General features: G+C 62.2%; 22 protein-coding genes. 11 read left to right on the forward strand and 11 right to left on the reverse strand.

The window, feature by feature from the left end:
* Positions 1 to 18: 18 nt before the first annotated feature.
* The 4 genes from X773_RS54270 to X773_RS54285 form a co-directional block, all read right to left on the reverse strand.
* Entirely contained in the window at positions 19 to 750 is a 732-nt protein-coding gene (locus tag X773_RS54270; protein ID WP_023676777.1) for a transglycosylase SLT domain-containing protein, read from the reverse strand.
* Between the two features lie 184 nt (positions 751 to 934).
* Entirely contained in the window at positions 935 to 1,702 is a 768-nt protein-coding gene (locus X773_RS54275; protein WP_023676778.1) for an N-acetylmuramoyl-L-alanine amidase, read from the reverse strand.
* The gene (locus tag X773_RS54280; RefSeq protein ID WP_023676779.1) at positions 1,699 to 2,418 is read right to left on the reverse strand and encodes a DnaJ family molecular chaperone; all 720 of its coding nucleotides are present in this window, start codon (positions 2,416 to 2,418) and stop codon (positions 1,699 to 1,701) included. The genes X773_RS54275 and X773_RS54280 overlap by 4 nt, the downstream gene beginning before the upstream one ends.
* Positions 2,419 to 2,615: 197 nt before the next feature.
* Positions 2,616 to 2,822, reverse strand: coding sequence for a hypothetical protein (locus X773_RS54285; protein WP_023676780.1), 207 nt, complete (start codon positions 2,820 to 2,822; stop codon positions 2,616 to 2,618).
* A 181-nt stretch (positions 2,823 to 3,003) separates the two neighbouring features.
* On the opposite strand from X773_RS54285, the gene X773_RS54290 reads away from it, so the two are divergent.
* The 5 genes from X773_RS54290 (at position 3,004) to X773_RS54310 (ending at position 9,624) form a co-directional block, all read left to right on the forward strand.
* Positions 3,004 to 6,879, forward strand: a complete 3,876-nt coding sequence (locus X773_RS54290; RefSeq protein WP_023676781.1) for a hydantoinase B/oxoprolinase family protein — start codon at positions 3,004 to 3,006, stop codon at positions 6,877 to 6,879.
* Between the two features lie 82 nt (positions 6,880 to 6,961).
* On the forward strand, positions 6,962 to 8,209 hold the full coding sequence (locus X773_RS54295) for a DUF3419 family protein (RefSeq protein WP_023676782.1): 1,248 nt from the start codon (positions 6,962 to 6,964) through the stop codon (positions 8,207 to 8,209).
* On the forward strand, positions 8,206 to 8,871 hold the full coding sequence (locus tag X773_RS54300; RefSeq protein WP_023676783.1) for a class I SAM-dependent methyltransferase: 666 nt from the start codon (positions 8,206 to 8,208) through the stop codon (positions 8,869 to 8,871). The genes X773_RS54295 and X773_RS54300 overlap by 4 nt, the downstream gene beginning before the upstream one ends.
* 135 nt (positions 8,872 to 9,006) lie before the next feature.
* Positions 9,007 to 9,303: a type II toxin-antitoxin system RelE/ParE family toxin gene (locus X773_RS54305; RefSeq protein ID WP_023676784.1), complete on the forward strand. Its 297-nt coding sequence runs from the start codon at positions 9,007 to 9,009 to the stop codon at positions 9,301 to 9,303.
* A 12-nt stretch (positions 9,304 to 9,315) separates the two neighbouring features.
* A complete protein-coding gene (locus X773_RS54310) occupies positions 9,316 to 9,624 on the forward strand; it encodes a HigA family addiction module antitoxin (protein ID WP_023676785.1) in 309 nt (102 codons plus the stop codon).
* Between the two features lie 24 nt (positions 9,625 to 9,648).
* Here X773_RS54310 and X773_RS54315 read toward each other — a convergent pair whose 3' ends face one another.
* On the reverse strand, positions 9,649 to 11,028 hold the full coding sequence (locus tag X773_RS54315; RefSeq protein ID WP_023676786.1) for a serine hydrolase: 1,380 nt from the start codon (positions 11,026 to 11,028) through the stop codon (positions 9,649 to 9,651).
* Between the two features lie 502 nt (positions 11,029 to 11,530).
* On the opposite strand from X773_RS54315, the gene X773_RS54320 reads away from it, so the two are divergent.
* On the forward strand, positions 11,531 to 12,232 hold the full coding sequence (locus X773_RS54320) for a glycoside hydrolase family 25 protein (protein ID WP_245274700.1): 702 nt from the start codon (positions 11,531 to 11,533) through the stop codon (positions 12,230 to 12,232).
* A gap of 80 nt (positions 12,233 to 12,312) precedes the next feature.
* The gene (locus tag X773_RS54325) at positions 12,313 to 13,485 is read left to right on the forward strand and encodes a peptidoglycan-binding protein (protein ID WP_023676788.1); all 1,173 of its coding nucleotides are present in this window, start codon (positions 12,313 to 12,315) and stop codon (positions 13,483 to 13,485) included.
* A gap of 101 nt (positions 13,486 to 13,586) precedes the next feature.
* On the opposite strand, the gene X773_RS54330 is transcribed toward X773_RS54325, so the two are convergent.
* Positions 13,587 to 14,480, reverse strand: coding sequence for a LysR family transcriptional regulator (locus X773_RS54330; protein ID WP_023676789.1), 894 nt, complete (start codon positions 14,478 to 14,480; stop codon positions 13,587 to 13,589).
* Positions 14,481 to 14,603: 123 nt separating this feature from the next.
* Here X773_RS54330 and X773_RS54335 point away from each other — a divergent pair, with 123 nt between their 5' ends.
* Entirely contained in the window at positions 14,604 to 15,335 is a 732-nt protein-coding gene (locus X773_RS54335) for an SDR family oxidoreductase (protein WP_023676790.1), read from the forward strand.
* Positions 15,336 to 15,454: 119 nt separating this feature from the next.
* Here X773_RS54335 and X773_RS54340 read toward each other — a convergent pair whose 3' ends face one another.
* Positions 15,455 to 16,675 (reverse strand): alanine racemase, encoded by a 1,221-nt coding sequence (locus X773_RS54340; RefSeq protein ID WP_023676791.1) that lies wholly within the window; start codon positions 16,673 to 16,675, stop codon positions 15,455 to 15,457.
* Between the two features lie 226 nt (positions 16,676 to 16,901).
* Between X773_RS54340 and X773_RS54345 the strand changes: the two genes are divergently transcribed.
* Positions 16,902 to 17,819 carry a DMT family transporter gene (locus tag X773_RS54345; RefSeq protein WP_023676792.1) on the forward strand — a complete coding sequence of 306 codons (918 nt, stop codon included), beginning with the start codon at positions 16,902 to 16,904 and terminating at the stop codon, positions 17,817 to 17,819.
* Here the strand turns inward: X773_RS54345 and X773_RS54350 are convergent.
* The 4 genes from X773_RS54350 to X773_RS54365 all read right to left on the reverse strand — a co-directional run bounded on the left by X773_RS54350 (position 17,816) and on the right by X773_RS54365 (position 21,461).
* Positions 17,816 to 18,370, reverse strand: coding sequence for an RES family NAD+ phosphorylase (locus X773_RS54350; protein WP_245274696.1), 555 nt, complete (start codon positions 18,368 to 18,370; stop codon positions 17,816 to 17,818). The two genes, X773_RS54345 and X773_RS54350, sit on opposite strands and share 4 nt — an antisense overlap.
* Positions 18,371 to 18,481: 111 nt before the next feature.
* Positions 18,482 to 18,919: an MbcA/ParS/Xre antitoxin family protein gene (locus X773_RS54355; RefSeq protein ID WP_023676794.1), complete on the reverse strand. Its 438-nt coding sequence runs from the start codon at positions 18,917 to 18,919 to the stop codon at positions 18,482 to 18,484.
* Positions 18,920 to 19,521: 602 nt separating this feature from the next.
* Positions 19,522 to 20,439, reverse strand: a complete 918-nt coding sequence (gene metF, locus X773_RS54360) for a methylenetetrahydrofolate reductase [NAD(P)H] (RefSeq protein ID WP_023676795.1) — start codon at positions 20,437 to 20,439, stop codon at positions 19,522 to 19,524.
* Entirely contained in the window at positions 20,439 to 21,461 is a 1,023-nt protein-coding gene (locus X773_RS54365; RefSeq protein WP_023676796.1) for a metalloregulator ArsR/SmtB family transcription factor, read from the reverse strand. The genes metF and X773_RS54365 overlap by 1 nt, the downstream gene beginning before the upstream one ends.
* Positions 21,462 to 21,603: 142 nt before the next feature.
* On the opposite strand from X773_RS54365, the gene tsaA reads away from it, so the two are divergent.
* Positions 21,604 to 22,146 carry a tRNA (N6-threonylcarbamoyladenosine(37)-N6)-methyltransferase TrmO gene (gene tsaA / locus X773_RS54370; RefSeq protein ID WP_051406133.1) on the forward strand — a complete coding sequence of 181 codons (543 nt, stop codon included), beginning with the start codon at positions 21,604 to 21,606 and terminating at the stop codon, positions 22,144 to 22,146.
* Positions 22,143 to 22,454 (forward strand): DUF2293 domain-containing protein, encoded by a 312-nt coding sequence (locus X773_RS54375; protein ID WP_023676798.1) that lies wholly within the window; start codon positions 22,143 to 22,145, stop codon positions 22,452 to 22,454. The genes tsaA and X773_RS54375 overlap by 4 nt, the downstream gene beginning before the upstream one ends.
* Positions 22,455 to 22,941: the final 487 nt, after the last annotated feature.

A 22,941-nucleotide genomic window follows, 5' to 3' on the forward strand; every position in this document is an offset into this window, starting at 1 on the left:
AAAGCAAGTTGTCGCTTGTCAGGCGGGTGCCAGCTGCACCTTGACCTTGCCGCAATAGGCTGCGGACACCGGGTTCATCCGTGTGGCGGCGTGGCCGGCATTGTATTTCAGGATCGTGCCGCAGGTCGTGCCGCCGCCGAGATCCCGCGCCATGGCAAGGTACTTCATGCCGTATTTGATGTTGGTATCGGGATCGTAGAGACCCTGAACCGAACCGCTATAGCCCATCATCCTTGCCGTCGCCGGCTTGATCTGCATCAGGCCGATCTCGCCGGCGCTGCCGACCTGGTTCGGTTGGTAGTTGCTTTCGATCTTGATGACGGCGTTGGCGAGCGACACCGGGACGCCATAGCTGGCGGCATAACGCGCAATGATCGCCGAATACTGTCCGCTGCCGCCGACTACCGCCGCCTGAGGCGCTGGCCTGCTCTTCGGAGCGACTGACGCCGTTGCCATGCGGTCGATGCGTTTGCGGTTACGCTTCACATGCTGTTTGGCGATTGTCTTTCTCGCAGCGGTTGGCCTTTTCGCGGAGACTGGCTTTTTCGTCTTTACCGCGGCCGCTTTTTCCACTTTTGCGGTGGCGGTCTTCTCTACTTTTGCACCACCCTTCGGCATGGCGGTTTTGCCGGCTGCGGCACTGAAGCCCTGATCGGCCCGCTGGCTCAGCGGTGCGCTGTTCGCCGCACTGAAGGCAAAAGTCATTACGCCGGCAGCAATGGCTGCCGTTAAAACGGTCAATTTCTGCATGTGATCCTGTTCTGTTTGATCTGCACAAAGAACTTCGCGCAGATACCCTCAATCAACATCGGAACATGTGGGGGATAGACGTCCGACAATCTGTACGGATCGCCTTTGACGACGGAATTGGCGCCAAAGAAGGCGACGCAAGTCACTTTGAGTAACAGATTGTAACTTTTAAGCTGGCAAAAGATTATTTGAGAGAGGCTATCCTTACGGAAGCGAGCAGCCTTTCCAGCGTGCGGATCGTCGATCCGTCAGCCATGCCATCGACCAGGCGCAGCCGGAAATGCCGCTGAAATGCCTCGACCACGATTTCGGTCTGCCGGTCGAAAGTGCCGGTGATCTCGACGCCATAACCATAGAGCGCCAGCATCGACTGCAGCGCCTCTACCTCGGCGCCGGTATCGCCTGGCTTCAGCACGGCGCCGCGCCGGATCGGTGCTGCCGGCACAACATGGCCGATACCGGCAGCAAACAAGGCCTTCCATGGAAATTTCTCGCCTGGATCGACCTTTCGCCCCGGTGCCACGTCGGAATGGGCAAGCACCCGCTGCGCCGGAATGGAATGGCGCTCGACGATGCCGGCGCACAGGCCGATCACCGCGTCGATCTGCGGTTTTGGAAAGTTGCGATAGCCGAGCGTATGCCCCGGATTGACGATCTCGATGCCGATCGAACAGGAGTTGACGTCGTTCAGCCCGAACCACGAACTCCTGCCGGCATGCCAGGCGCGGTCGCTTTCCCTTACCATCTGAACAATGCGGCCGCCCTCATGGACCAGGTAGTGCGACGAGACCTCGCTTGCCGGATCGCAAAGCCATTCCTCGGCACCGGCGCCGGTTGCCATGCCGGTGTAGTGCAGCACGATCATATCGGGTCCGAGCGTCCCGCGCCGTGGTCCGAAATTCGGCGATACCCTGACCTCGGCGCTCGGCTCATCGGGCGGAAAGCCGCTCATGCGTGCCGCAGGCCTCGCTCGATCATTTCATAGGCCGCGTTGATCGCCGCCAGCCTGGTCGTCGCGATCTTGATGAATTCCTGCGGCAGGCCGCGTGCGATCAGCCGGTCCGGATGATTGTCGGAGACCAGCTTGCGGTAGCGCCTGCGGACCTCCTCGAACGGCTTGCCACGCTCGATGCCGAGCACAATATAAGGATCGGCCGCACCCAGATCGACATGCCGGGCCAGGATGCTCTGGTAATGCGCCTCATCGATGCGGAATATCTCGGCGATGCGATGCAGGAATTGGCCCTCGCGCTCATGCACCAGCCCGTCGGCCTTGGCGATGTGGAACAGCCCGTCGAGTATGTCCTCGAGCATCAGGCAGTTCGAATGGCCCGAACCGCAAAGCTGCGCCATCCGCTCGGCATAGGTCTCGAAACCGGCAATGTCGCGTTTGGCCAAATCGTAGAGCCGCGCCACATTGCGCCTCTGTTCCTTCGGCACCTCGAATATTTCCTGGAAGGCGCGCACCTCGTCTTGCGTGACGATGCCGTCTGCCTTGGCCATCTTGGCCGACAGGGCGATCATCGCCACCGAGAAGGCGACGCGCCGGCGCAGATCGGCATCGCCGGAGAAAACCGTGCGCACGGCCTCGACCACTTCGGCGACGCCTGACGACGCTGAAGATGAAACGCGTGTGACGAAGTCACCAAGGCGGTCCCAAATCGACATGGGGGCTTCATAGGGCTAACCACCCATCGCTATCAAGCCAAGACAGTGACGCAGGGGCTGGCCCAATCGATTTGGCGCAATGCCTGAGGCGGCTGGCGCCAGCGCTCACGTCGTCGCACTCGGCCGCCAGGCGCTGGCATCGTAAGCAGCAGAAAGGCCGGCCTATGAGGCCAGCCTTTCCTTGGTTGTCACATTGACTACTGAGCCGGAGCAGCCGGCGCAGGCGCCGGAGCCGGAGCCGGCTCGGCAGGCTTGTTGGCGTCAGGAGCAGCCGGCTTCATCGTCTGGTCGGATGCCGGCGGGTTGGTGCTCTGCGTCGTGGTGTTGTCGGTGCCGCTGTTGCTGCAGGCGGCAAGGCCAAGCAACGCAAGCGCCGACACCGACGCAAGAATGAGTTTCTTCATGATATCTCTCCTCTAATCACGCCTCCGTTACCGGCGGCGGTCGAGGACACAATGCGTAAGCTGCGCATGAGTTTCGTAACGTTGCATTTCTGCCTGTAACATATTCCAATCACTTGACGATTGCCGGTCAGGGCCTCGCGAGCTAACAGATCGAACAGGGAAAATCCCGGGAGCCACTGCCATGACCGCAAAATGGGATTTCTGGATCGACCGTGGCGGCACCTTCACCGACGTCATCGGTCGGGACCCGGAAGGCGCGCTCAACCCGCGCAAGCTGCTGTCCGAGAATCCCGAAGCCTATGCCGACGCTGCCATCCAGGGCATTCGCGAGCTGCTCGGCGTCCAACCCGGCGCTCCAATCCCCTCCGCTCTGATCGGCGATGTCAAGATGGGCACCACGGTTGCCACCAATGCCCTTCTCGAGCGCAAGGGCGACCGTGTGCTGCTGCTCATCACCAAAGGCTTCCGCGATGCGCTGAGGATTGCCTATCAGGCCAGGCCCGATATCTTTGCCAAGCAGATCATCCTTCCCGAACAGCTCTATGAGCGTGTCGTCGAGATCGACGAAAGGGTTCGCGCCGACGGCAGTGTCGAGCGCCTGCTCGACATTGCTTCGGTACGCCCGGCTATTGAGCAAGCCAAGGCGGATGGCATCGATGCGGTCGCGATCGTCTTCATGCATGCCTGGAAACATCCCGAGCACGAAAAGGCGGTCGCCAAAGTCTGTCGAAAGCTCGGATTCTCGCAGGTCTCGGTCAGTCACGAGGTCTCGCCGCTGATCAAGCTGGTCGGCCGTGGCGACACCACGGTGGTCGACGCCTATCTGTCGCCGATCCTGGCAAGGTATGTGCAAAGGGTTGCGGCGGAACTGGGTGCCGCGCCAATCTCCCCCCTTGTGGGGGAGATGGCTGCGCAGCAGCCAGAGGGGGTCATCTCAGAAGGCACCGCCAGAGTGTCGAACCCAGTCGAGCCGACCCCACCCGGCGGCTTCGCCGCCACCCTCCCCTCAAGTGGGAGGGAAAGCCCTCGCCTCATGTTCATGATGTCGTCGGGCGGCCTCACCGCCGCCGACATGTTCCAGGGCAAGGATGCGCTGTTGTCCGGCCCGGCCGGCGGTGTCGTCGGCATGGTCGAGACGGCAAAACTCGCCGGTTTCGGCAAAGTCATAGGCTTCGACATGGGCGGCACCTCCACCGATGTCGCCCATTACGATGGTGACTACGAGCGCGCCTTCGACACCGAGGTCGCCGGCGTGCGCATCCGCGCGCCGATGATGCGCATCCACACCGTTGCTGCAGGCGGCGGCTCGATCCTCCATTACGAGGCCGGCCGCTTTCGCGCCGGGCCGGATTCGGCCGGCGCCAATCCCGGCCCGGCCGCCTATAGGCGCGGCGGCCCGTTGGCCGTCACTGACGCCAATGTCATGCTGGGCAAGCTGCAGCCCGAGTTCTTCCCGGCTATTTTTGGACCGGGCCAGGACGAACCGCTCGACGTCCAGACGGTTCGCGAAAAATTCACCGCACTTGCCGCCGAGATCGGCGACGGCCGCTCGCCGGAAACCGTCGCCGAAGGGTTCATCACCATCGCCGTCGAAAACATGGCCAACGCCATCAAGAAGATTTCGGTGCAGCGCGGCTACGATGTCACCGAATACCTCCTGAACTGCTTCGGCGGCGCCGGCGGCCAGCACGCTTGCCTGGTCGCCGATGCGCTCGGCATGGAGGCGGTGCTGATCCATCCCTTCTCAGGCCTGCTCTCGGCATACGGCATCGGCCTATCCTCTGTATTTGCGTCACGCCAGCAGGCGCTGCTGAAGCCGCTGGCGGACAATTCCGGGCCAGCGATCGATGAACTCATCGCAACGCTGCGCAAAGCCGTCATCGACGAACTCGCCGCGCAAGGCATCAGCGAAGACGCGGTCGCCTCGAGACCGGTGCTGCAGATCCGCTACGACGGCACCGATACCGCGCTGCCTGTGAACTTCGGGCACGGCTCGATTGCGCAGGCCAAGGCGGACTTCGAACTGGCGCACAAGGCGCAGTTCGGTTTCGTCTACGACGACAAGCCGATGATCGTCGAATCGGTCGGCGTCGAGGGTACCGATACCGGCGGCACCGGCCGCGACGAAAGCGATTCAGTTGTTGAAGACATGGCCGCAAGTCCTTCCGGGAACCGGAAAATCTTTGTCGACGGCGTCTGGCGCGACGCCGGCATCTTCCCTCGCGAAACGCTGAAGCCTGGTAACAAGATCGCCGGCCCTGCTTTGATCATCGAGCCGAACCAGACCATTGTCGTCGAGCCGGGCTGGCAGGCCGAGATCACCGCCAAGGACCACGTATTGATGCGGCGCGTCGAGAAGAAGCGCCGACAGGCCGCACTCGGCACCGAAGCCGATCCGGTGATGCTGGAGGTCTTCAACAACCTGTTCATGTCGATCGCCGAACAGATGGGCGTAACGCTGCAAAACACTGCCTATTCCGTCAACATCAAGGAGCGGCTCGATTTCTCCTGCGCCGTCTTCGACCGGAATGGCGCGCTGGTCGCCAACGCACCGCATATGCCGGTGCATCTCGGCTCGATGGACCGCTCGGTGGAGACCATCATCCGGCTCAATTCCGGCGACATTCACCCCGGCGACGTCTTTGCGCTGAACGCACCTTACAATGGCGGCACCCATCTGCCTGATATCACAGTGGTGACGCCGGTGTTTTCCCTCCCCCTTGAGGGGAGGGTGGCCGCGAAGCGGCCGGGTGGGGTCCTCGCAGAAGGCACCACAAATGCGTCGAGCACTGCCGCAACGACCCCCTCCGGCGGCTTCGCCGCCACCTCCCCCTCGAGGGGGGAGGAGATCCTCTTCTACGTCGCCTCGCGTGGCCATCATGCCGACATCGGCGGCACCGCGCCCGGCTCGATGACGCCGCTTGCCACAACCGTCGACGAGGAAGGCGTGCTGTTCGATAATTTCCGCATCGTCGATCGCGGCCGGTTCCGCGAGAAGGACCTGGAGACGCTACTCACCAACCACCCCTACCCGGCGCGCAATCCGCACCAGAACATCTCCGACCTCAAGGCGCAGATCGCCGCGAACGAAAAGGGCGTCGCCGAGCTGCGCAAGATGGTCGCGCATTTCGGCCTCGATGTCGTCGAAGCCTATATGGGCCATGTCCAGGACAATGCCGCCGAAAGCGTGCGCCGCGTTCTGGAGCGGCTGCCCGACAGTTCCGAATACGAATATCCGACCGACACCGGCCAAATGATCAAGGTGAAGATATCGGTCGACCGGCGGAAGCGCGAAGCGACCGTCGACTTCACCGGAACGTCGCCGGTGATGAAGAACAATTTCAATGCGCCAGAGCCAGTCGCCCGAGCCGCTGTGCTTTATGCCTTCCGCGTCATGGTCGAAGACAACATCCCGATGAATGCCGGATGTCTGCGGCCGATCAACATCGTCATTCCCGACGGCTCGATGCTGAAGCCCGCCTATCCCGCGGCAGTCGTCGCCGGTAACGTCGAGACCTCGCAGCATGTCACCAACGCGCTGTTCGGCGCCATGGGCGCGATGGCCAATGCGCAAGGCACGATGAACAATCTCACCTTCGGCAACAAGCAGTACCAGTATTACGAGACGATCTGCTCGGGCTCGCCGGCTGGCCGGATGAACGACGGCCGCGGTTTTGCCGGCACCTCCGGCGTCCACACCCATATGACCAATTCGCGCCTGACCGATCCGGAAGTGCTGGAACTGCGTTTCCCGGTATTGCTCGAGGATTTTCATATCCGCGAAGGCTCCGGCGGCGAAGGCAAATGGAATGCCGGCGACGGCACCGGGCGCACCATCCGCTTCCTCGAAAAAATGGAATGCGCGATCCTGTCCTCGCATCGCAACCGCCCGCCGCGGGGACTGGACGGAGGCGGCGATGGCGAGGCCGGTTCGACCAAGGTCCGCCGCAAGACCGGCGCGATCGAGACGCTGAAAGCCTGCGATCAGACCATCCTCGACGCTGGCGAGGCGGTCATCGTGACGACGCCGACCCCAGGTGGATTTGGCAAGGCCTGAACTCGCGTCAACAGGCTGTCACTGGCCTGTCATCACCCTGCGCTACCCGCTTGCGGCAAAGCAAACGGGGAATCGCCTTGCCATGACGGACATTTCTGGGGACCTGGTTTTTCGCCGCGGCAAGGAAGTCGGCAAGGCCGTCTACCAGAACCGCCCGCTGTCGAAAGCCGGCATCTCCGAGCGCCTGTTCGCCTTCCTGTTCTCCGGCCTCGTCTATCCGCAGATCTGGGAAGACCCCGAAATCGACATGGACGCGATGCAGCTCGGGACGGGCCACCGCATCGTCACCATTGCCTCCGGCGGCTGTAACATCCTTGCCTATCTCACCCGCTCGCCGGAAAGGATCGATGCCGTCGACCTCAACGCTGCCCATATCGCGCTGAACCGCATGAAGCTCGAAGCCGTCCGTCACCTGCCGTCGCAGGGCGACCTGTTCCGTTTCTTCGGCGCGGCTGAGACCGGGCACAATTCACAGGCCTACGATCGCTTCATCGCACCGCATCTCGACCCGGTCAGCCGCCATTATTGGGAGCGCCGCAACTGGCGCGGCCGTCGCCGCATCGCCGTCTTCGACCGCAATTTCTACCAGACCGGCCTGCTTGGCCTGTTCATTGCGATCGGCCATCGCACCGCAAAATTCTTCGGCGTCGACCCGGCCGGAATCATGGACGCCAAGACCATCGCCGATCAGCGCCGCTTCTTCGACGAAGAGCTGGCGCCGGTCTTCGAAAAACCGCTGCTGAAATGGGCGACCTCGCGAAAGGCTTCGCTGTTCGGCCTCGGCATTCCGCCGGCCCAGTACGATTCGCTGATCACCTCGGGTGACGGCACCATGGCCAGCGTGCTGAAGGCACGACTGGAAAAGCTCGCCTGCGATTTTCCGCTGAAGACCAATTATTTCGCCTGGCAGGCTTTCGCCCGCCGCTACCCTGATCCGGGCGAGGCCGCCCTGCCCGCCTATCTCGAAAAGCGCAACTACAAGACGATCCGCAACAATGTCGATCGCGTTGCCATCCACCACGCCAATCTGATCGAGTTCCTTGCCCGCAAGGATGCCGGCTCGGTGGATCGCTTCGTGCTGCTCGATGCACAGGACTGGATGACCGACGACCAGCTCAACGAGTTGTGGGCCGAGATCACCCGAACCGCCTCCACCGGCGCCCGCGTCATCTTCCGCACCGCAGCGGAACCCAGCCTGCTGCCCGGCCGCGTCTCGAATTCGCTGCTCGATCAGTGGCGCTACGAGAACGACGCCTCGCGCGAGTTTTCGGCGCGCGACCGCTCGGCCATCTATGGCGGCTTCCATCTCTATGTGAAGCGGTCCGCATGAGCACGACCGACTTGCCGGCCAGCCATGCCGAACTGATGGACGGCGTCTACCGCTGGCAGCGTCATATCTACGACCTGACCCGCAAATATTATTTGCTGGGCCGCGACCGGCTTATCGCCGGACTGGATGTGCCGGCCGGCGGCACCGTGCTCGAGCTCGGCTGCGGCACCGGCCGCAACATCATCCTCGCCGCCCGCCGCTATCCCGGCGCGCGCTTCTTCGGCCTCGATATTTCGGCCGAGATGCTGGAGACGGCCACTGCCGCCCTCGCGCGCGAAGGCCTCTCCGGCCGCGTCACGCTGGCGCGCGGCGATGCCACGAATTTCGACGCGAAAGCGCTGTTCGGCGTCGAAAGTTTCGACCGCGTCTTTGTCTCATATTCGCTGTCGATGATCCCCGGCTGGGAAAAGACGGTATCCGCGGCTCTTGCTGCTCTGTCACCGGGTGGCTCGCTGCATGTCGTCGATTTTGGCCAGCAGGAAGCCTTGCCCAGCTGGTTCCGCAAGCTGTTGCGCGGCTGGCTGAAAAAATTCCACGTCGAGCCGCGTCAATCGTTGCGCGCGATTCTGGATTCGGAATCTGCAAGAGTTGGCGCAAGCGTTCGATTCAAAACACTTTATCGCGGCTACAGCTGGCTCGCCGTGAGCAAGATCGCCATCTAATATCAATTTTGCCGTGGAAGGTTTTGGGGCTCCAATCCTAAATGAGGGCCGTGGCTGAAATCAGTTAATTGGCTAAATCACACATTGCCATATGACCCAAGGAGTGGTACATTATCTCCTCGCCGGAAGCATGGGATGATCATCGGCTTTAGAGATGGATGGCTGCGGGCTTTCTTCGTGGACGACACCCACTCCCGCAATATTCCGTCCGATCTCGAAAGCCGCTTGTTCCGCAAGCTCCAGATGATTGACGACGCGGCGATCGATCAGGATTTGCGTGTGCCGCCCAGCAACCATTTCGAGAAGTTGCGCGGCAATCTCGAAGGCTTCCATTCGATCCGTGTCAACAAACAATGGCGGCTGGTCTTCCGCTGGGACTGGGGCCGGGGCGAGGCGTCGGACATCTATCTCGACGACCACAGTTATATATAAGTGAGGTGAGACATGTTGATGACCGCACGCAAGCCAGCAACGGTTGGCGAAATTCTTACGGAAGAATTCATGCAACCACTCGGCCTGACACAGGCGGCTTTGGCCGAAGCTATGAGCGTCCAGCGCAAGCATGTGAACGAATTGTGCAACGGCCGCCGCAACGTGACGGCGGCTACCGCGCTCATTCTGGCGCGGGTGTTTGGCAACAGCCCGGATTTCTGGTTGAACGTCCAGCGCCGTAATGATCTTTGGACGGTTATGAACTCACCCGACGAGCGGGCGCGTGTTGATCGCGCCAAACCTTTGGCGACAGTCGCATAGACAAGACTGCGACCGCCGCATTCCTCAGTGCAGCGCCTTGATCAGCGCCGCCACCATCGCCTGCGGCCGATAGCCGAGCCTGGCCGGCGTCAGCCCGAGCCGCACCACAACCAGCTGCTCCGAGGGGATGATGGCAACCGTTTGCCCATCATGCCCCTCCATCCAATAGGTGTCCTTGGGCAGGCCGGCGGCAGTGCCGGCGCCGGGGTTTTCTTCGTCGCCCGGTCCTTCTATCCATAATTGCCCCTTGCCGTAGACTTTCGAGGCAGTTGCCGGTTCCCGCATCCAGTCGACGAAGCCGGCGGGCAGGATCTCCTGGCCGTTCCAGACGCCGCCCTGCAGCAGGAACTGGCCGAAGCGCGCCCAGTCGCATGCCGTGGCATAGAGATAGGACGAGCCGACGAAGGTGCCGTGCTCGTCGGCCTCAAGCACAGCGCTCTGCATGCCGAGCGGATCGAACAGCGCGGTCCTCGGCCAGGCCAGTGCCTTGTCCTTGTCGCCGATTGCGTCCTGCCACAGCCTGGACAGCATCACCGCCGTGCCGCTCGAATAGGAAAACACCTTGCCGATCTCGCCGGTCAGCGGCTTGGATCCGGCAAAGCCCGCCATGTCCGGTTCGAGATAGAGCATGCGCGTTACGTCGGCGACGTCGCCATAATCCTCGTTGAATTCCAGCCCGCTCGACATCGCCATCATGTCGGCGAGGCTGATCACGGCGCGGCCATCTCCCTTCCAGGGACCGAACAGACCCTGGTTGGTCATCGCCAGCTTGCCCTCCTTCACCAGCGTGCCGACGATCGCCGCATTCACCGTCTTGGTCATTGACCAGCCCAATAGCGGCGTCTTTTCGGAAAAGCCGTCGCCATAACGCTCAGCGACGATGCGGCCGTTCTTGACCACCACCACCGCCCGCATGCCGGCACCGGTCAACGCCGGATCGTCGAGAATTGCCGTGACCTCGGGATCCTGCGAGGCGCCGACCTTGTCGCCCTCCGGCCAGATCGCATCGGGCAGCGGCGCCGCCGCTGGCGCGGCTCCCGCGATAGCCTTGGCGGCGGCAATATCGCCGTCGGGAACCGAAGCGCAGCCGAGCCCGTCGCGGGCGACCGCGACACTCTTGCCGAGCACGCCGAACAGGCCCGCCGAAACCGTTCCCTTCTCCTTGTCCACCGACACTCTCATCAGCTTCAGCAGCGGATGACCCGGCGCCTGCACATCGACGGCAAGCACATCGTCGGCGTCTCGCCCGGCGATGAAGACGTTCGAACAGACGATCTTGGCGGCATAGCCGGAACCGACGCGGATCAGTTCCGGCGGCGCGAAATACAGCCAGCCGGCGAGTACCGCGGCGGCCAGCACAGCCAAGCCGAGCAGCCATTTGACGAACTTCAAAAGGATCTGCATTTTGAGTTCCCCCGGGCGCGCTCGATCTATGTCATCGATTTGCCGCCATTGTTTCGGCAAAATCGCGGCTCTTGTCGAGCGCCGTCAACCGAATATCAACCATGATCGGCGATCACAGGTGCATGTCGCCCAGAAGTGCGCAGCGGTTTTGGGACAACGACATGCATAGACAAAAGAGCTAAGCGCGTCGAAGCGACGCGCTTAGGACAGACCGGGCGATCCTGTGGGGTGACCGTCCGGCGGGGCTTGAATGCGTGCGTCCCAAACTGCGTAACGGTTTGGGAATGCATGAAACGAAGATCCAGGCGCGTCGCGTAAGTCGGTTTCAAACGCGCCGCGCCCGGTCGAGGGGCCACCCGCGGAAAGGCCCATCAGCGGCCGGCTGAAACCGGCTCGGGAAGTAGCGATGCGCCGTTTCGCGGTCCTCATCACGCTGATGCTGCTTGGCGCCTGCTCGACGGTCGAGGATCTGACGCCATCGCTGTCGTCGTCCAGCGCCTCGATGGTTGCGGTACGCGCGCCGCGTTTTGCCGATTCCGACCCGCATGAATGGGACAGCGGCGCACCGTGGAGCTACGCCGTCCACGGCACCGACGTCTCCAAATACCAGACATCGATCAACTGGCCGGCGGCCAGGGCCAGCGGCATCTCCTTCGCCTTTATCAAGGCAACCGAAGGCGGAGACCGTTTCGATGAAGCTTTCAACGAGCATTGGAGCCGCACCAGGGCCTCGGGCATCCCCCGTGCCGCCTATCATTTTTTCTACTTTTGCACGCCGGCCGCTACCCAGGCGCGCTGGTTCATCCAGAACGTGCCCAAAGACGGTTCGGCGATGCCGCCGGTTCTCGACATGGAATGGAACCCGAAATCGCCGACCTGCAAGCTGCGGCCCGATCCCGCCACGGTACGCAGCGAGATGAGCACGTTCCTCGAAATCGTCGAAAAATACTACGGCAAGAAGCCAATCATCTACACGTCTGTCGATTTCTTCGAAGATAACGGTTTATCGGGCTTCCGCAATTACCCCTACTGGCTGCGCTCCGTCGCCGGCCACCCGCGCCAGAAATACGGCAGCCATCCCTTCACCTTCTGGCAGTATACCGGAACGGGCGTCGTGCCGGGCATGACCGGAAACGCCGACATCAGCGTCTTCAATGGCTCCGAAGCCGCGTGGAAGAAGTGGTTGCGGCAGAACACCCGTTGACACCAGGCCTGCCGCCTGCTTTTCGACACAGCCAATGACGGATGCCCGCAACCGCTGGTAATCTTCTCGGAAGGATGGCGATGCGATCGCGCTTTGGATTTCTCGCGGCGCTGCTCCTGAGCGCCGTGCCGGCCGCGGCACAGCAATGCGGCGGCGATTTCGAGGCATGGAAGCAGGGCGTGGCGGCGGAAGCCAGGGCGGCCGGCGTCGGCGCTGCCGGCCTTTCTGCGCTGGAAAACGCCACCCTCGATGAAAAGGCGCTGGCACGCGACCGTGCCCAGGGCGTCTTCACCCAGACCTTCATCGAATTCTCGAACCGTATGATCTCGTCCCATCGGCTGAAGCAAGGTGCGGCCAATCTGCAAAAATATGCCGAGGTCTTTGTCCGCGCCGATCGCGAATACGGCGTGCAGGCGCCGGTCATCGCCGCTTTCTGGGCCCTGGAGACCGATTTTGGCGCCGTGCAGGGCGATTTTCATACGCTGAACGCGCTGGTGAGCCTCTCGCATGACTGCCGCCGTCCGCAGTTGTTCCGGCCGCAGATCGTGCCGCTGCTGATGTTGATCGATCGCGGCGTGGTGCCGGCCGACGTGACCGGTGCCTGGGCCGGCGAGATCGGCCAGACGCAGATGTTGCCTTCCGACTATCTCGGCCACGGCGTCGACGGCGACGGCGATGGCTTGGTCGACCTGCGCGGCAGCGCGCCGGACGTGATCATGAGCACGGCCAGCAAGATCCAGTCGCGCGGCTGGAAGCGCGACCAGCCCTGGATCGAGGAAGTCCGTGTGCCCGACGATTTGCCGTGGGAGCAGACGGGACGCACCAACAAGCTGCCGTTGACGCAGTGGGCGCAGTGGGGCGTTACCAGGCCCGACGGTACGCCGCTTCTCGACAACGGCCTGAAGGCCGGCCTGGCGCTGCCCATGGGTCGCAAGGGGCCAGCCTTCCTGACCTACGACAATTTCGACGTCTATCTCGAGTGGAACCAGTCCTTCACCTATGCCCTGACCGCGGCAAATCTTGCCGCCCGGCTGGGGGGCGCGCCGCGATTCGATCCGCGCAACCCCGAACCCGGCCTCAACGGCGACCAGATGAAGGCGCTGCAGACCAAGCTCGAGGCGAAAGGCTATGACGTCGGCACCGTCGACGGCATACTGGGCACCAACACCCGCGAAGCGATCCGCAGCGAGCAGAAGCGGCTGGGCCTGCCGGTCGACGGCTGGCCGACTCCGGAGCTGCTGGACAGGCTGTGAGGGTGGTGAATGGTGAATGGTAAAAAGAATAGCACCGGAGCCGCATTGAGCACCAGAGCTACCACTATTCACTATTCACTATTCACTATTCACTATTCACATCACCGCCTGGCAAGCAGGAAATCGATGAACGCTCGCAACGGCGCCGGAACCTGGCGGGAACTCGCGTGATATAGATGAAAACCCGGAAATCTCGGCGACCAGGCGTCGAGAAAGCGGATGAGCTTTCCCGCTTCGATCCATGGCCGGACCTGATATTCCAGCATGTACGCCACGCCGACCCCATCCAGAACCGCCCCGATCATCAGTTCCGTATCGTTGATCGTCAGGCCGCCGCTGACGGCCACTTCCAAAGCACGTTGGCCTCGGGCGAACTCCCACCGGTAGATGTTGCCGCCGCTCGGCCACTGGAAATTGATGCACTGGTGCTGATGCAGGTCCGCGGGGTGACGCGGTATCGGGTGATGCTCCAGATAGCTCGGCGCCGCCACTGCGGCCATCTCGAGTTCCTCGCTGAGTTTCACCGCCACCATGTCCTTGTGCAGCCGCTCACCCAATCTGATTCCGGCATCGAAGCGGCCCTCGACGATGTCGGTGAGCATGTCGTCGACAATGATTGTGAGGGCGATATCGGGATAGGCGCGGCGGAAATCGCCGAGGATCGGCGCGATGAAACGCGTGGCGGCAATGCGCGGAACATTGATGCGCAGCGAGCCTGCCGGCCGGCCGCGTGATGCATGCGCGTCGGCGACGGCCCCTTCCAGTTCGCTGAACGCCGGTGCGATGCGGGCAAACAGCTTCTCGCCCTCAGCCGTCGGCGACATGCTGCGCGTGGTGCGGTTGAGCAGGCGGACACCGAGACGCTCTTCCAGTCCGCGTATCGTCTGGCTGAGTGCTGGAGGCGAAATCCTGAGCTTGGCCGCGGCGCGGACGAAGCTGCCCTCTTCGATGATTGCTGCAAATGCCGTGAGTTCGGAAAACTCGGTTCCGCGCATTATGTACCCCAGGCTTAACAAGTCAGTAAGATAATAGGCTATTCTCTGAGCAATAGCATGCCCATAGGTTTCCCTGGAACGCCGCTCGATCGAGGCGGCCGTAATCAGACGGAAGGAACAGCCATGCATCGTCCACTCGAAGGCAAAACCGCACTTGTGACCGGCAGCTCGCGCGGCATCGGGCGCGCCATCGCCGAGGGGCTCGCGGCCAAGGGTGCTGCCGTGGTCGTCAACTATGTGGGCAACGAGAAAGCAGCCAGGGAAGTGGTTGCCGCCATTGAAGGGATTGGCGGAAAAGCCGTCGCCATCCAGGCGGACGTCTCCAGCATTCCCGACATTCGCAGGCTGTTCGACGAAACCGAAAGACAGATGGGGCCGATTGACACCGTCGTCGCCAATGTCGGCGTCGCTGTCATAAAGCCGCTCGTCGAGGCCACCGAAGCGGACTTCGATAATGTGTTCGGCGCCAATGCCAAGGGCACCTTCTTCACGCTTCAGGAAGCGGCGCGCCGCGTTCGCGACGGTGGCCGCATCATTGCCGTCTCCACCGGCGGAACCAGGATGTTCTTCACGCAGACGGCGCTCTATCTCGGCAGCAAGGGAGCCGTCGAGCAGTTCGTCCGCGTCCTCTCGCGCGAACTCGGCCCGCGCTCCGTTACCGTGAATGCGCTTTCACCAGGCTTCACCGACACCGACCTGCTTCCCGAACGGGACCGCGCCGTGGCCGCCGGCATGTCGCCCTTCGGCCGGATCGGAGCACCGCGCGACGTCGCCGATGTCGCGGTTTTCCTGGCCTCGGACGAGGCTCGCTGGCTTACCGGCGAGAATATCCAGGCCGGCGGCGGCGTGGCCTGACTGAATGGTGAATGGTGAATGGTGAATGGTGAATGGTGACGATTCACGGGAGCGGGACGGAACGCAAGAACTACTTCTATTCACTATTCACTATTCACTATTCACTATTCCACCATTAACTAATCCGCCATCGTCTCCAGGCTGGCAAACCCCTGCGGCGCATCGCCTTCGTCGAATGGCGTCGCCACCTCGACGAAAGTGTCGGGATAGAAGCCGTTGAACCGTGTTCGGAGCGACAGCGAATAGGCGCCGATATGGCCGATCTCGATCCAATCGCCGGTATCGACGGTTTCGGGCAGCCAGAACGGCCGCGACAATATATCGACGGAATCGCAGGTCGCGCCGCAGACCTTGAACGGCACGATGGTCTTGTCCTCGCCATTGCGCGAGCGGATCGCCGGATCGGGGATGAAGCGCGCCGGCAGCGTGATCTTGCCGGTCCATGAATCCGACAGCGACGCCCAGATGCCGTCATTGATGTAGAGCCTTTTGCCCTTGCGCAGCAGCACGCGCACGATCAGCGACAGGCAGCGCGCCACGATCACCCGGCCGGGCTCGGCCACCAGCGGCATCTGGTCGAACTGGTACTCCTGGAGGTCGCCCGACAACCGCGACATGATCTGGCCGAGCGACGGCATTTCCGGCTTGCGGCTGTTCGGATCATGACCGTATTCGGCCGGAAAGCCGCCGCCGACATCGAGCCCGGCAATGTCGAAACCGACGCGGTTGCGCACCCAGTCGGCGGAGGCCAGCGCCCGCTCATAGGTGTCGGGATCCTCTATCTGGCTGCCGACGTGAAAGCACAGCCCGACCTTGTAGCCCGTCCGGTTCAGCCGTTCGGCCAGTTCGACCGCATTGGCCGGTCCGGCGCCGAACTTCTTCGACAGTTCGTAGGCCGCCGAGCCTTTCGTCTGGATGCGCACGAACACGGTGATGGCGCCCGGATCGATGTCGAGAGCCCGCACCACCCTGGTCAGCTTGGTGATCTCGTCCTCATGGTCGAGCGAAATGACGCGAATGGCGTATTTTTCCAGCGCCAGCCTGATGTCCGACTGCGCCTTCACCGGGTGCATGTAGAGCATCTCGGCGCCCGGCGAGACGGCGCGCACGGCGGCGAATTCGCCGGGCGAGGCCACATCGAAGGCACTGACGCCGGCCTCGACCAGCGCGTTGAGCACGATCCGCTCGCCATTGGTCTTGACCGCATAGGCGGTCTTGCCGGGAAACATGCCCATGAACTGTTTGGCGTCCGCCTTCAGCACCTGCGGGCGGAAGCAATAGATCGGATCGTCCGGGCGAAGCGCCAGCGCTGCCTCGCGGGCATTTTCGAATCGCTGCATGGACGAATCCCTTGACTGAGGCTGCGCACAATTAATCCAAGCTAGCGGCTAATGAAAACAATTCTATGTCTCGCCGCCCTGGCTTCGCGGCGCTACGCCGGTGCTGCACGCCGAGTTATGAGCGAGCTAGGCCATCGCTCAGGTTTCGGGTGGCCCTTGCGGCCGGATCGGGTATGGCGTGAACAGACGCCTGAAGAGCAAGGCATCTCGTCTGGGAGGACGACCAATGGCGATAGCTGCCACCACCACGATGCGCGGTCCGATGGTGCTCAAGGACTGGGCGCAGCTTCTGCTGCTCGGCGCCATCTGGGGCGGCTCGTTCTTCTTTGCCCGTATTGCTGTAGCGGAACTTCCGCCGCTGGTGCTGGTGCTGTTCCGCGTCACCATAGCGGCGATCGCGTTGCAGCTCTATCTTGCGGTCCGCGGCCCGTCGTTTCGCCTCGCCTTGCCGCATGCCGGCCTGTTCTTCCTGCTGGCGCTCGCCAACAATGTCATCCCTTTCTCGCTGATCTTTGCCGGCCAGACCGAGCTTGGCGCCGGTGTCGCCTCGGTGCTCAATTCGACGACGCCGTTCTGGACGCTGATCCTCGCCAACGCCCTGACCAGGGACGAAAAGCTGTCGTGGAACAAGCTTGCCGGTATCGCCCTCGGTATCGCGGGAACGGCGGTGATGATCGGCCCCGGCCTCGTCGCCGGGCTCGGCGGTCCGGTCTGGGCGAAATTCGCGCTCATCGGAGCGTCGCTATCCTATGCGGTTGCGCTGATGATCGCCCGCCGCTTCAAGGGTGTGCCGTCACCGGTCATTGCCGCCGGACAATTGACCTGCTCGACCATCATCATGATCCCGGTCGTTCTGTTCACCTATGATGCCGCCAATCTGTTTTCGGCCTCGCCGCCGGTCTGGGCGGCGGTGCTGGCACTGGCGCTGCTGTCGACGGCCTTCGCCTACATCCTCTATTTCAATCTCGTCGCCTCGACCGGCGCCACCAACGCCTCGCTGGTCACGCTCATCGTGCCGGCCAGTGCCATTCTGCTCGGTTTCCTGTTCCTGGGCGAGCGGCTCGAACTGTTCGAATTGGGCGGCATGGCGCTGATCGCGCTCGGCCTCGTCACCATCGATGGTCGCCTGTTCGGGCGGCGCTAATGCATGTCGCGCAAAGGTGTGCAGCGGTTTTGCGATAACGACATGCATANGAGATCGGGAAGGAAGGCGGCAAGGCAGGTCCCGCCGACATGTCTCACGGAAGGATACACAAGACCGGTCGCGGCGTCTTGCTTGCGGAGTTGCTTCGCCAGCGCCTGACCGGCAGGATAGGCTAAGACAGTATCCGGATCGAGCACCGGGTCCTTGCTGAACTCAGCACCGCGCAGATCGTGAAACGAGCCTATGAAGTCGGCAACGAGCTCCGCGTAGTCGGTGACGTTTTCGAACCGTTCGATCGCGGCAAGCTCGCGCGTCAGATGAAACGAGACCTCGCCGAGCGCGGTTTCCGCATCGAACCCACAGTACCAGACGCCCCTGGCATCATCGTTGAAACGATTGCCGCCCGGACGGGTGTAAGCGAACGCCGCATTGATGAAGGTGTAGCCCGGTCTCCCGAAAACCAGTTCGCGCGGATCGAGGTCGGGCAATCCCCCTTGCTGCGCCTGAAGGCGGCCGCTGGTGGCTCCTTCGAGCTCCGCAAGGTCCTCCAAATCTCCATGATTCCTGGCCAATGGCATCAGGACCGGTTCCTTGAGCCTGCCTGTCGAAATCAGCCGGATCGTGTCGCGCTGGGAAATGTCAGCGCGCGGCGGGATCTGCATTCAAAGTCCACCGCGCAAAGCGTCGATATGTTGGCGAACCTGCAGCAGCTTCGGAATGCCGCCCTCGATCATAACGTCCAGGGGGCGCCGGCCACCATAAAGAGGCCCTTTGTTCGGCAACCGCACCCATTCATCGGCAAGCGCTTCGGAGAACAGAAGCCGCAGTCCCTTGAAGATGCCGATCAGGGCGCTGATGCGTGTCAGCGAATCCTGGGAGAGAACGCCCTCCCACTCGCCTTTCTTCATGCGGAACCAGGTTCTCTCCGACACGTCGCCGATCAAGGTACAGATCTCGGTGCTGGTCAGATGCCAGATGTCTGCGAGCCTGACGATGCCGGCAACAGCCGCTGGCGTGAGCCGCGCCCGTGCCGAGGCATCCGCCAGATTTGCCGGCAAAGCCTGATTTGCAGGATCGCGAACCGCATAAGCGACACTCATTCCGACCTCCATCACTTGGCAGTCAATATACTGCCAATTGGCAGAAAATTCAAGTCCTGGCTATCTCACAACGCTGCCGATTGCCCGCCGCATTCGTATAGAGTGCGTATAGCGTGCAGCATCCGGTTGGATGCGCAAAGGACGCGTCGAATCTTCAGTCGTTCCGAAAATCGATTCCGATTTCTGCCGCGGTAGCGCTGCCATTCTCGTGCTGCCACGGCTTTGCCACAAATTATTCACAGGTCCCGAGCCGGCTTTTGACAAAGAGTTTCAATGCCTAACGGCAAACGGCAGGTCGCAAATTCCACAATCTCGTCGCATTGCAGCAAAGTTTCTGCTTGCCTGTGGCACAAATGACCCTAGACTCTCGCCATAGCTCTTTAAGAGGAGGCTATGACATGGGACTGACGAGGCCGATCAACGCATTGATGATTTGTGCTGCGTTTGCATTCATCGGCGCCCTCATTATGGGCGTCCTTCCATAAAGCCGCTGAGCGGGGGAAGACCAGCACCGAATAGTCCAAACCATTTGAAGGCCGGGCGTTTTGCCCGGCCTTTTGCATTCCCCCGATCTTTGACATTTCAAAAAGGAGCTTGCCGCCTTACGCCGCGGCGGATCCCGCCGCCTCGACTTCGTGCGACCTGATGCCGATCATGTGGCAGATGGCGAAGACCAGATCGGCCCGGTTCATCGTGTAGAAGTGGAAATCGCCGACGCCGCGCTCGACAAGGTCCAGCACCTGCTCGGCGGCCACGGCAGATGCCACCAGCGCATGCGTTTGCGGATCGTTCTGCAGCCCATCGAAGCGCTCGGCCAGCCATGCCGGCACCAATGCGCCGCACCGCGCCGAGAAGTTGGCGACCTGGGTGAAATTGTGCACCGGCAATATGCCCGGCACGATCGGTATGTAGATGCCGGCCCGCCGTGCCCGCTCGACATAGCGCTCATAGAGATCGTTGTCGAAGAAGAACTGGGTGATCGCCCGCGTCGCGCCGTTGTCGGCCTTGCGCTTCAGCATGTCGAAGTCGGTGGCGAAATCCGGACTCTCCGGATGCTTTTCCGGATAGGCCGAGACCGATATGTCGAAATCGCCGGCGCCCTTCAGCGCATCAACCAGTTCGGCGCCATTGGCATAGCCTTCCGGATGCGGCCGGTAGGCCGCGCCGACGCCCTCGGCCGGATCGCCGCGCAGGGCGACGAAACGCTTGACGCCCATATCGGCGAACTCCCGGATCACCGCATCGACCTCGTGACGCGCCGCATCGACACAGGTCATGTGCGCCGCCGGCGTCAACGTCGTTTCATTGAGGATGCGCTTGACGGTGCGGGCCGTCCGCTCGCGGGTCGAACCACCGGCGCCATAGGTGACCGAGACGAATTTCGGCTTGAGCGGCTCAAGCCGGGTGACCGTGTCCCACAGCCTTGCTTCCATCTCATCGTTTTTCGGCGGAAAGAACTCGAACGAAACCCTGACCTTGTCGCCGATGTCGGGGCGGCGGGAGAAGCGGAACTGGTTCATCAGGCGGTTTCCCCTATCGGATACGCATTGGCCGGTTGTCTGTCGTTGGAAGGCTCGGCAATCAGCATGCGCCGATCGCGGCCGAGCCAGAGTTTGACGGTGAGCTTGGCCTCGTTGCCGCCGCGCGGCTCGAATTCCTGGCTGTCCTCAAGGTCGAGGCCGGCCTCGGAAAACCAGTCGCCAATTTGCCGGTCGGAAAAGCCGAGACGCATATGCGCGTGCTCCTCGCGCAAGAACTCCAGCGCGTGCGGCGCGAAATCGACGATCACCAGCCGGCCGGCCGGGCGCAACAGACGCGCCGCCTCGCGGATGGCGCGGGCGGGATCGTCGAGATAATGCAGCACCTGATGGATGGTAACGAGATCAAAGGCGTCGCGTTCGACCGGTGGCGCAAAAATATCGCCCTGGCGCACTTGCGCATTCGAAACGCCGGCCTTGTCGAGATTGGCGCGCGCCACCGTCAGCATCTCGCGCGACATGTCGATGCCGACACCGCGCCGATAGAGCGGCGAAAAGATCTCGAGCAGCCGTCCGGTGCCGGTGCCGAGATCGAGCATCGACTGGAACGGCCGCTTGCCGACAAGCTTGATGAGAGCTGCTTCGACCGCGCGATCCGGCACATGCAGCGAGCGGATATGGTCCCAGCTTGCGGCGTTTACCGAGAAATATTCGGCAGCCCGGTCCTGCCGCTTGCGCTTGACTGCGGCCAGCCGTTCGAGATCACGCTCGACCTGCGGATCGGCGCCGCGGATGCCGGAGACCAGCCTGAGCACGAAATCGCGCGACGCGTCGGAATCCGATAACCGGAAGAACGCCCACGAGCCCTCCTGGTAGCGGCCGATCAGCCCTGCCTCCAGCAGCAATTTCAAATGGCGCGAGACGCGCGGCTGCGACTGGCCGAGGATTTCGGTGAGATCTGAAACGGTCAGATCGCCGCGCGACAGCAGCGCCAATATGCGCAGCCGGCTGGATTCCGCCGCCGCCTTCAATGTATCTACCATCGTGTCGAGAGCGACATGCATGCGAGCATTCTCTTTGAAAAGATATAAACATATGTTTATGTCGGTTTGGATAGGCTTGCAAGCGCTATGTCGCTTCCGGACAAGAAAATGACGCATGCGTGGCGGATCGCGCAAAAACGGACGCATGATCGAGGCGAGAACCATGTTCGAGACGCGCAGCGGCGAAAAGCTCCTGGAAACCGACCCGGCAACGATGCCGCCGGATGGCCATGTCGTCTTCATCGGCCGCATCGCCTCGCCGTGGACGACACGGGAAACTTGCCCCAAGAACATGAAGGCCGCGCGGGAGACGGGACAGCCGGCGCACTTGGTCATCAACCCGCCTTATCGTGATGGCTTGCTTGGGCTGGAACGCGCCAGCCACGTGATCGTCCTGTCCTGGCTGCACCATGCACCGCGGCAACTGATTGTCCAGAAACCCCGCCATGCCACGGAGCCGAAAGGCGTCTTTTCGCTGCGCTCCCCTGCCCGGCCGAACCCAATTGGGCTGCATGTCGCCAGGCTGGTTGGCGTCGACATCGACACCGGCCGCGTCGATCTCGATGCCATCGACGTGCTCGACGGCACGCCGGTCATCGACATCAAGCCTTATTTCGCCTCGACCGATGCCTTCGCCGAGGCGACCATGTCCGGGCGGGACGAGTCGTCCAGATCGGGCGAGCCCCCCAGATGGGATGAGCAGTGAGCGCGCCGACCGGCCGCCGCCGCGCTATCGCCAAGGCGCTGACAGCGCTCCTGCCGCTGGCGCCCTATGCCGACATGGAAAATATCCGTGCCGATGCCGGCGCCGTGCACATGAAGAGCTTGCCGCCGAGCATTGCCGTATGGCTGGCGACGATTGCGCATATTCGCCACGCCCACACCGACTACGAAAAGCTGCTGGCCGAAGGCTATGACCGCGATTCCGCGCGCTTCTTCGTCATCGAACAGACCAACATCGTGCTGACCCGCTGGCGCGCCACCCGGCTGCTCGACGATGAGGATGAGGCGTAGAGAATGGCAGGCACACGCGTCGAGTTCTACGGCGCCCCCCTCTGGCCTGCCGGCCATCTCCCCCTCCAGGGGGAGATCAGCAGCTTCGCCCTAGCCGCCAATCCTGCAACGTTGGTGATTGGCGGAAGCAGACAAGATACCCAATCTCCCCCCTTGAGGGGGAGATGGCCGGCAGGCCAGAGGGGGTGCTGTCCAGGGCGCTGTCCCGCCAACATCAGGTCGGCAACACCGGAACCTTCAAAGCTTGAAATAAAAAACCCGCCTCGGTGGGCGGGTCGTTGGAGCCAATTGGCACCATACCGAAATTAGTAGCATAGCTGCCGGCACAAAGCAAGAACAAACTTGCTGTGTTTTAGGGAAATCGCTTCAGGTTGGCATCGCGGCTTCATTCCAGCTTGGGTTCCTCGCCCCCACGAAAGTGCTAGGGCGTATACACATCTTGCTGCGACGGATTGACTCGGTTGTGACGTGTCGGATTCCGCCGGCG

The organism is Mesorhizobium sp. LSJC280B00 (genome assembly GCF_000502835.1).
GTDB lineage: Bacteria > Pseudomonadota > Alphaproteobacteria > Rhizobiales > Rhizobiaceae > Mesorhizobium.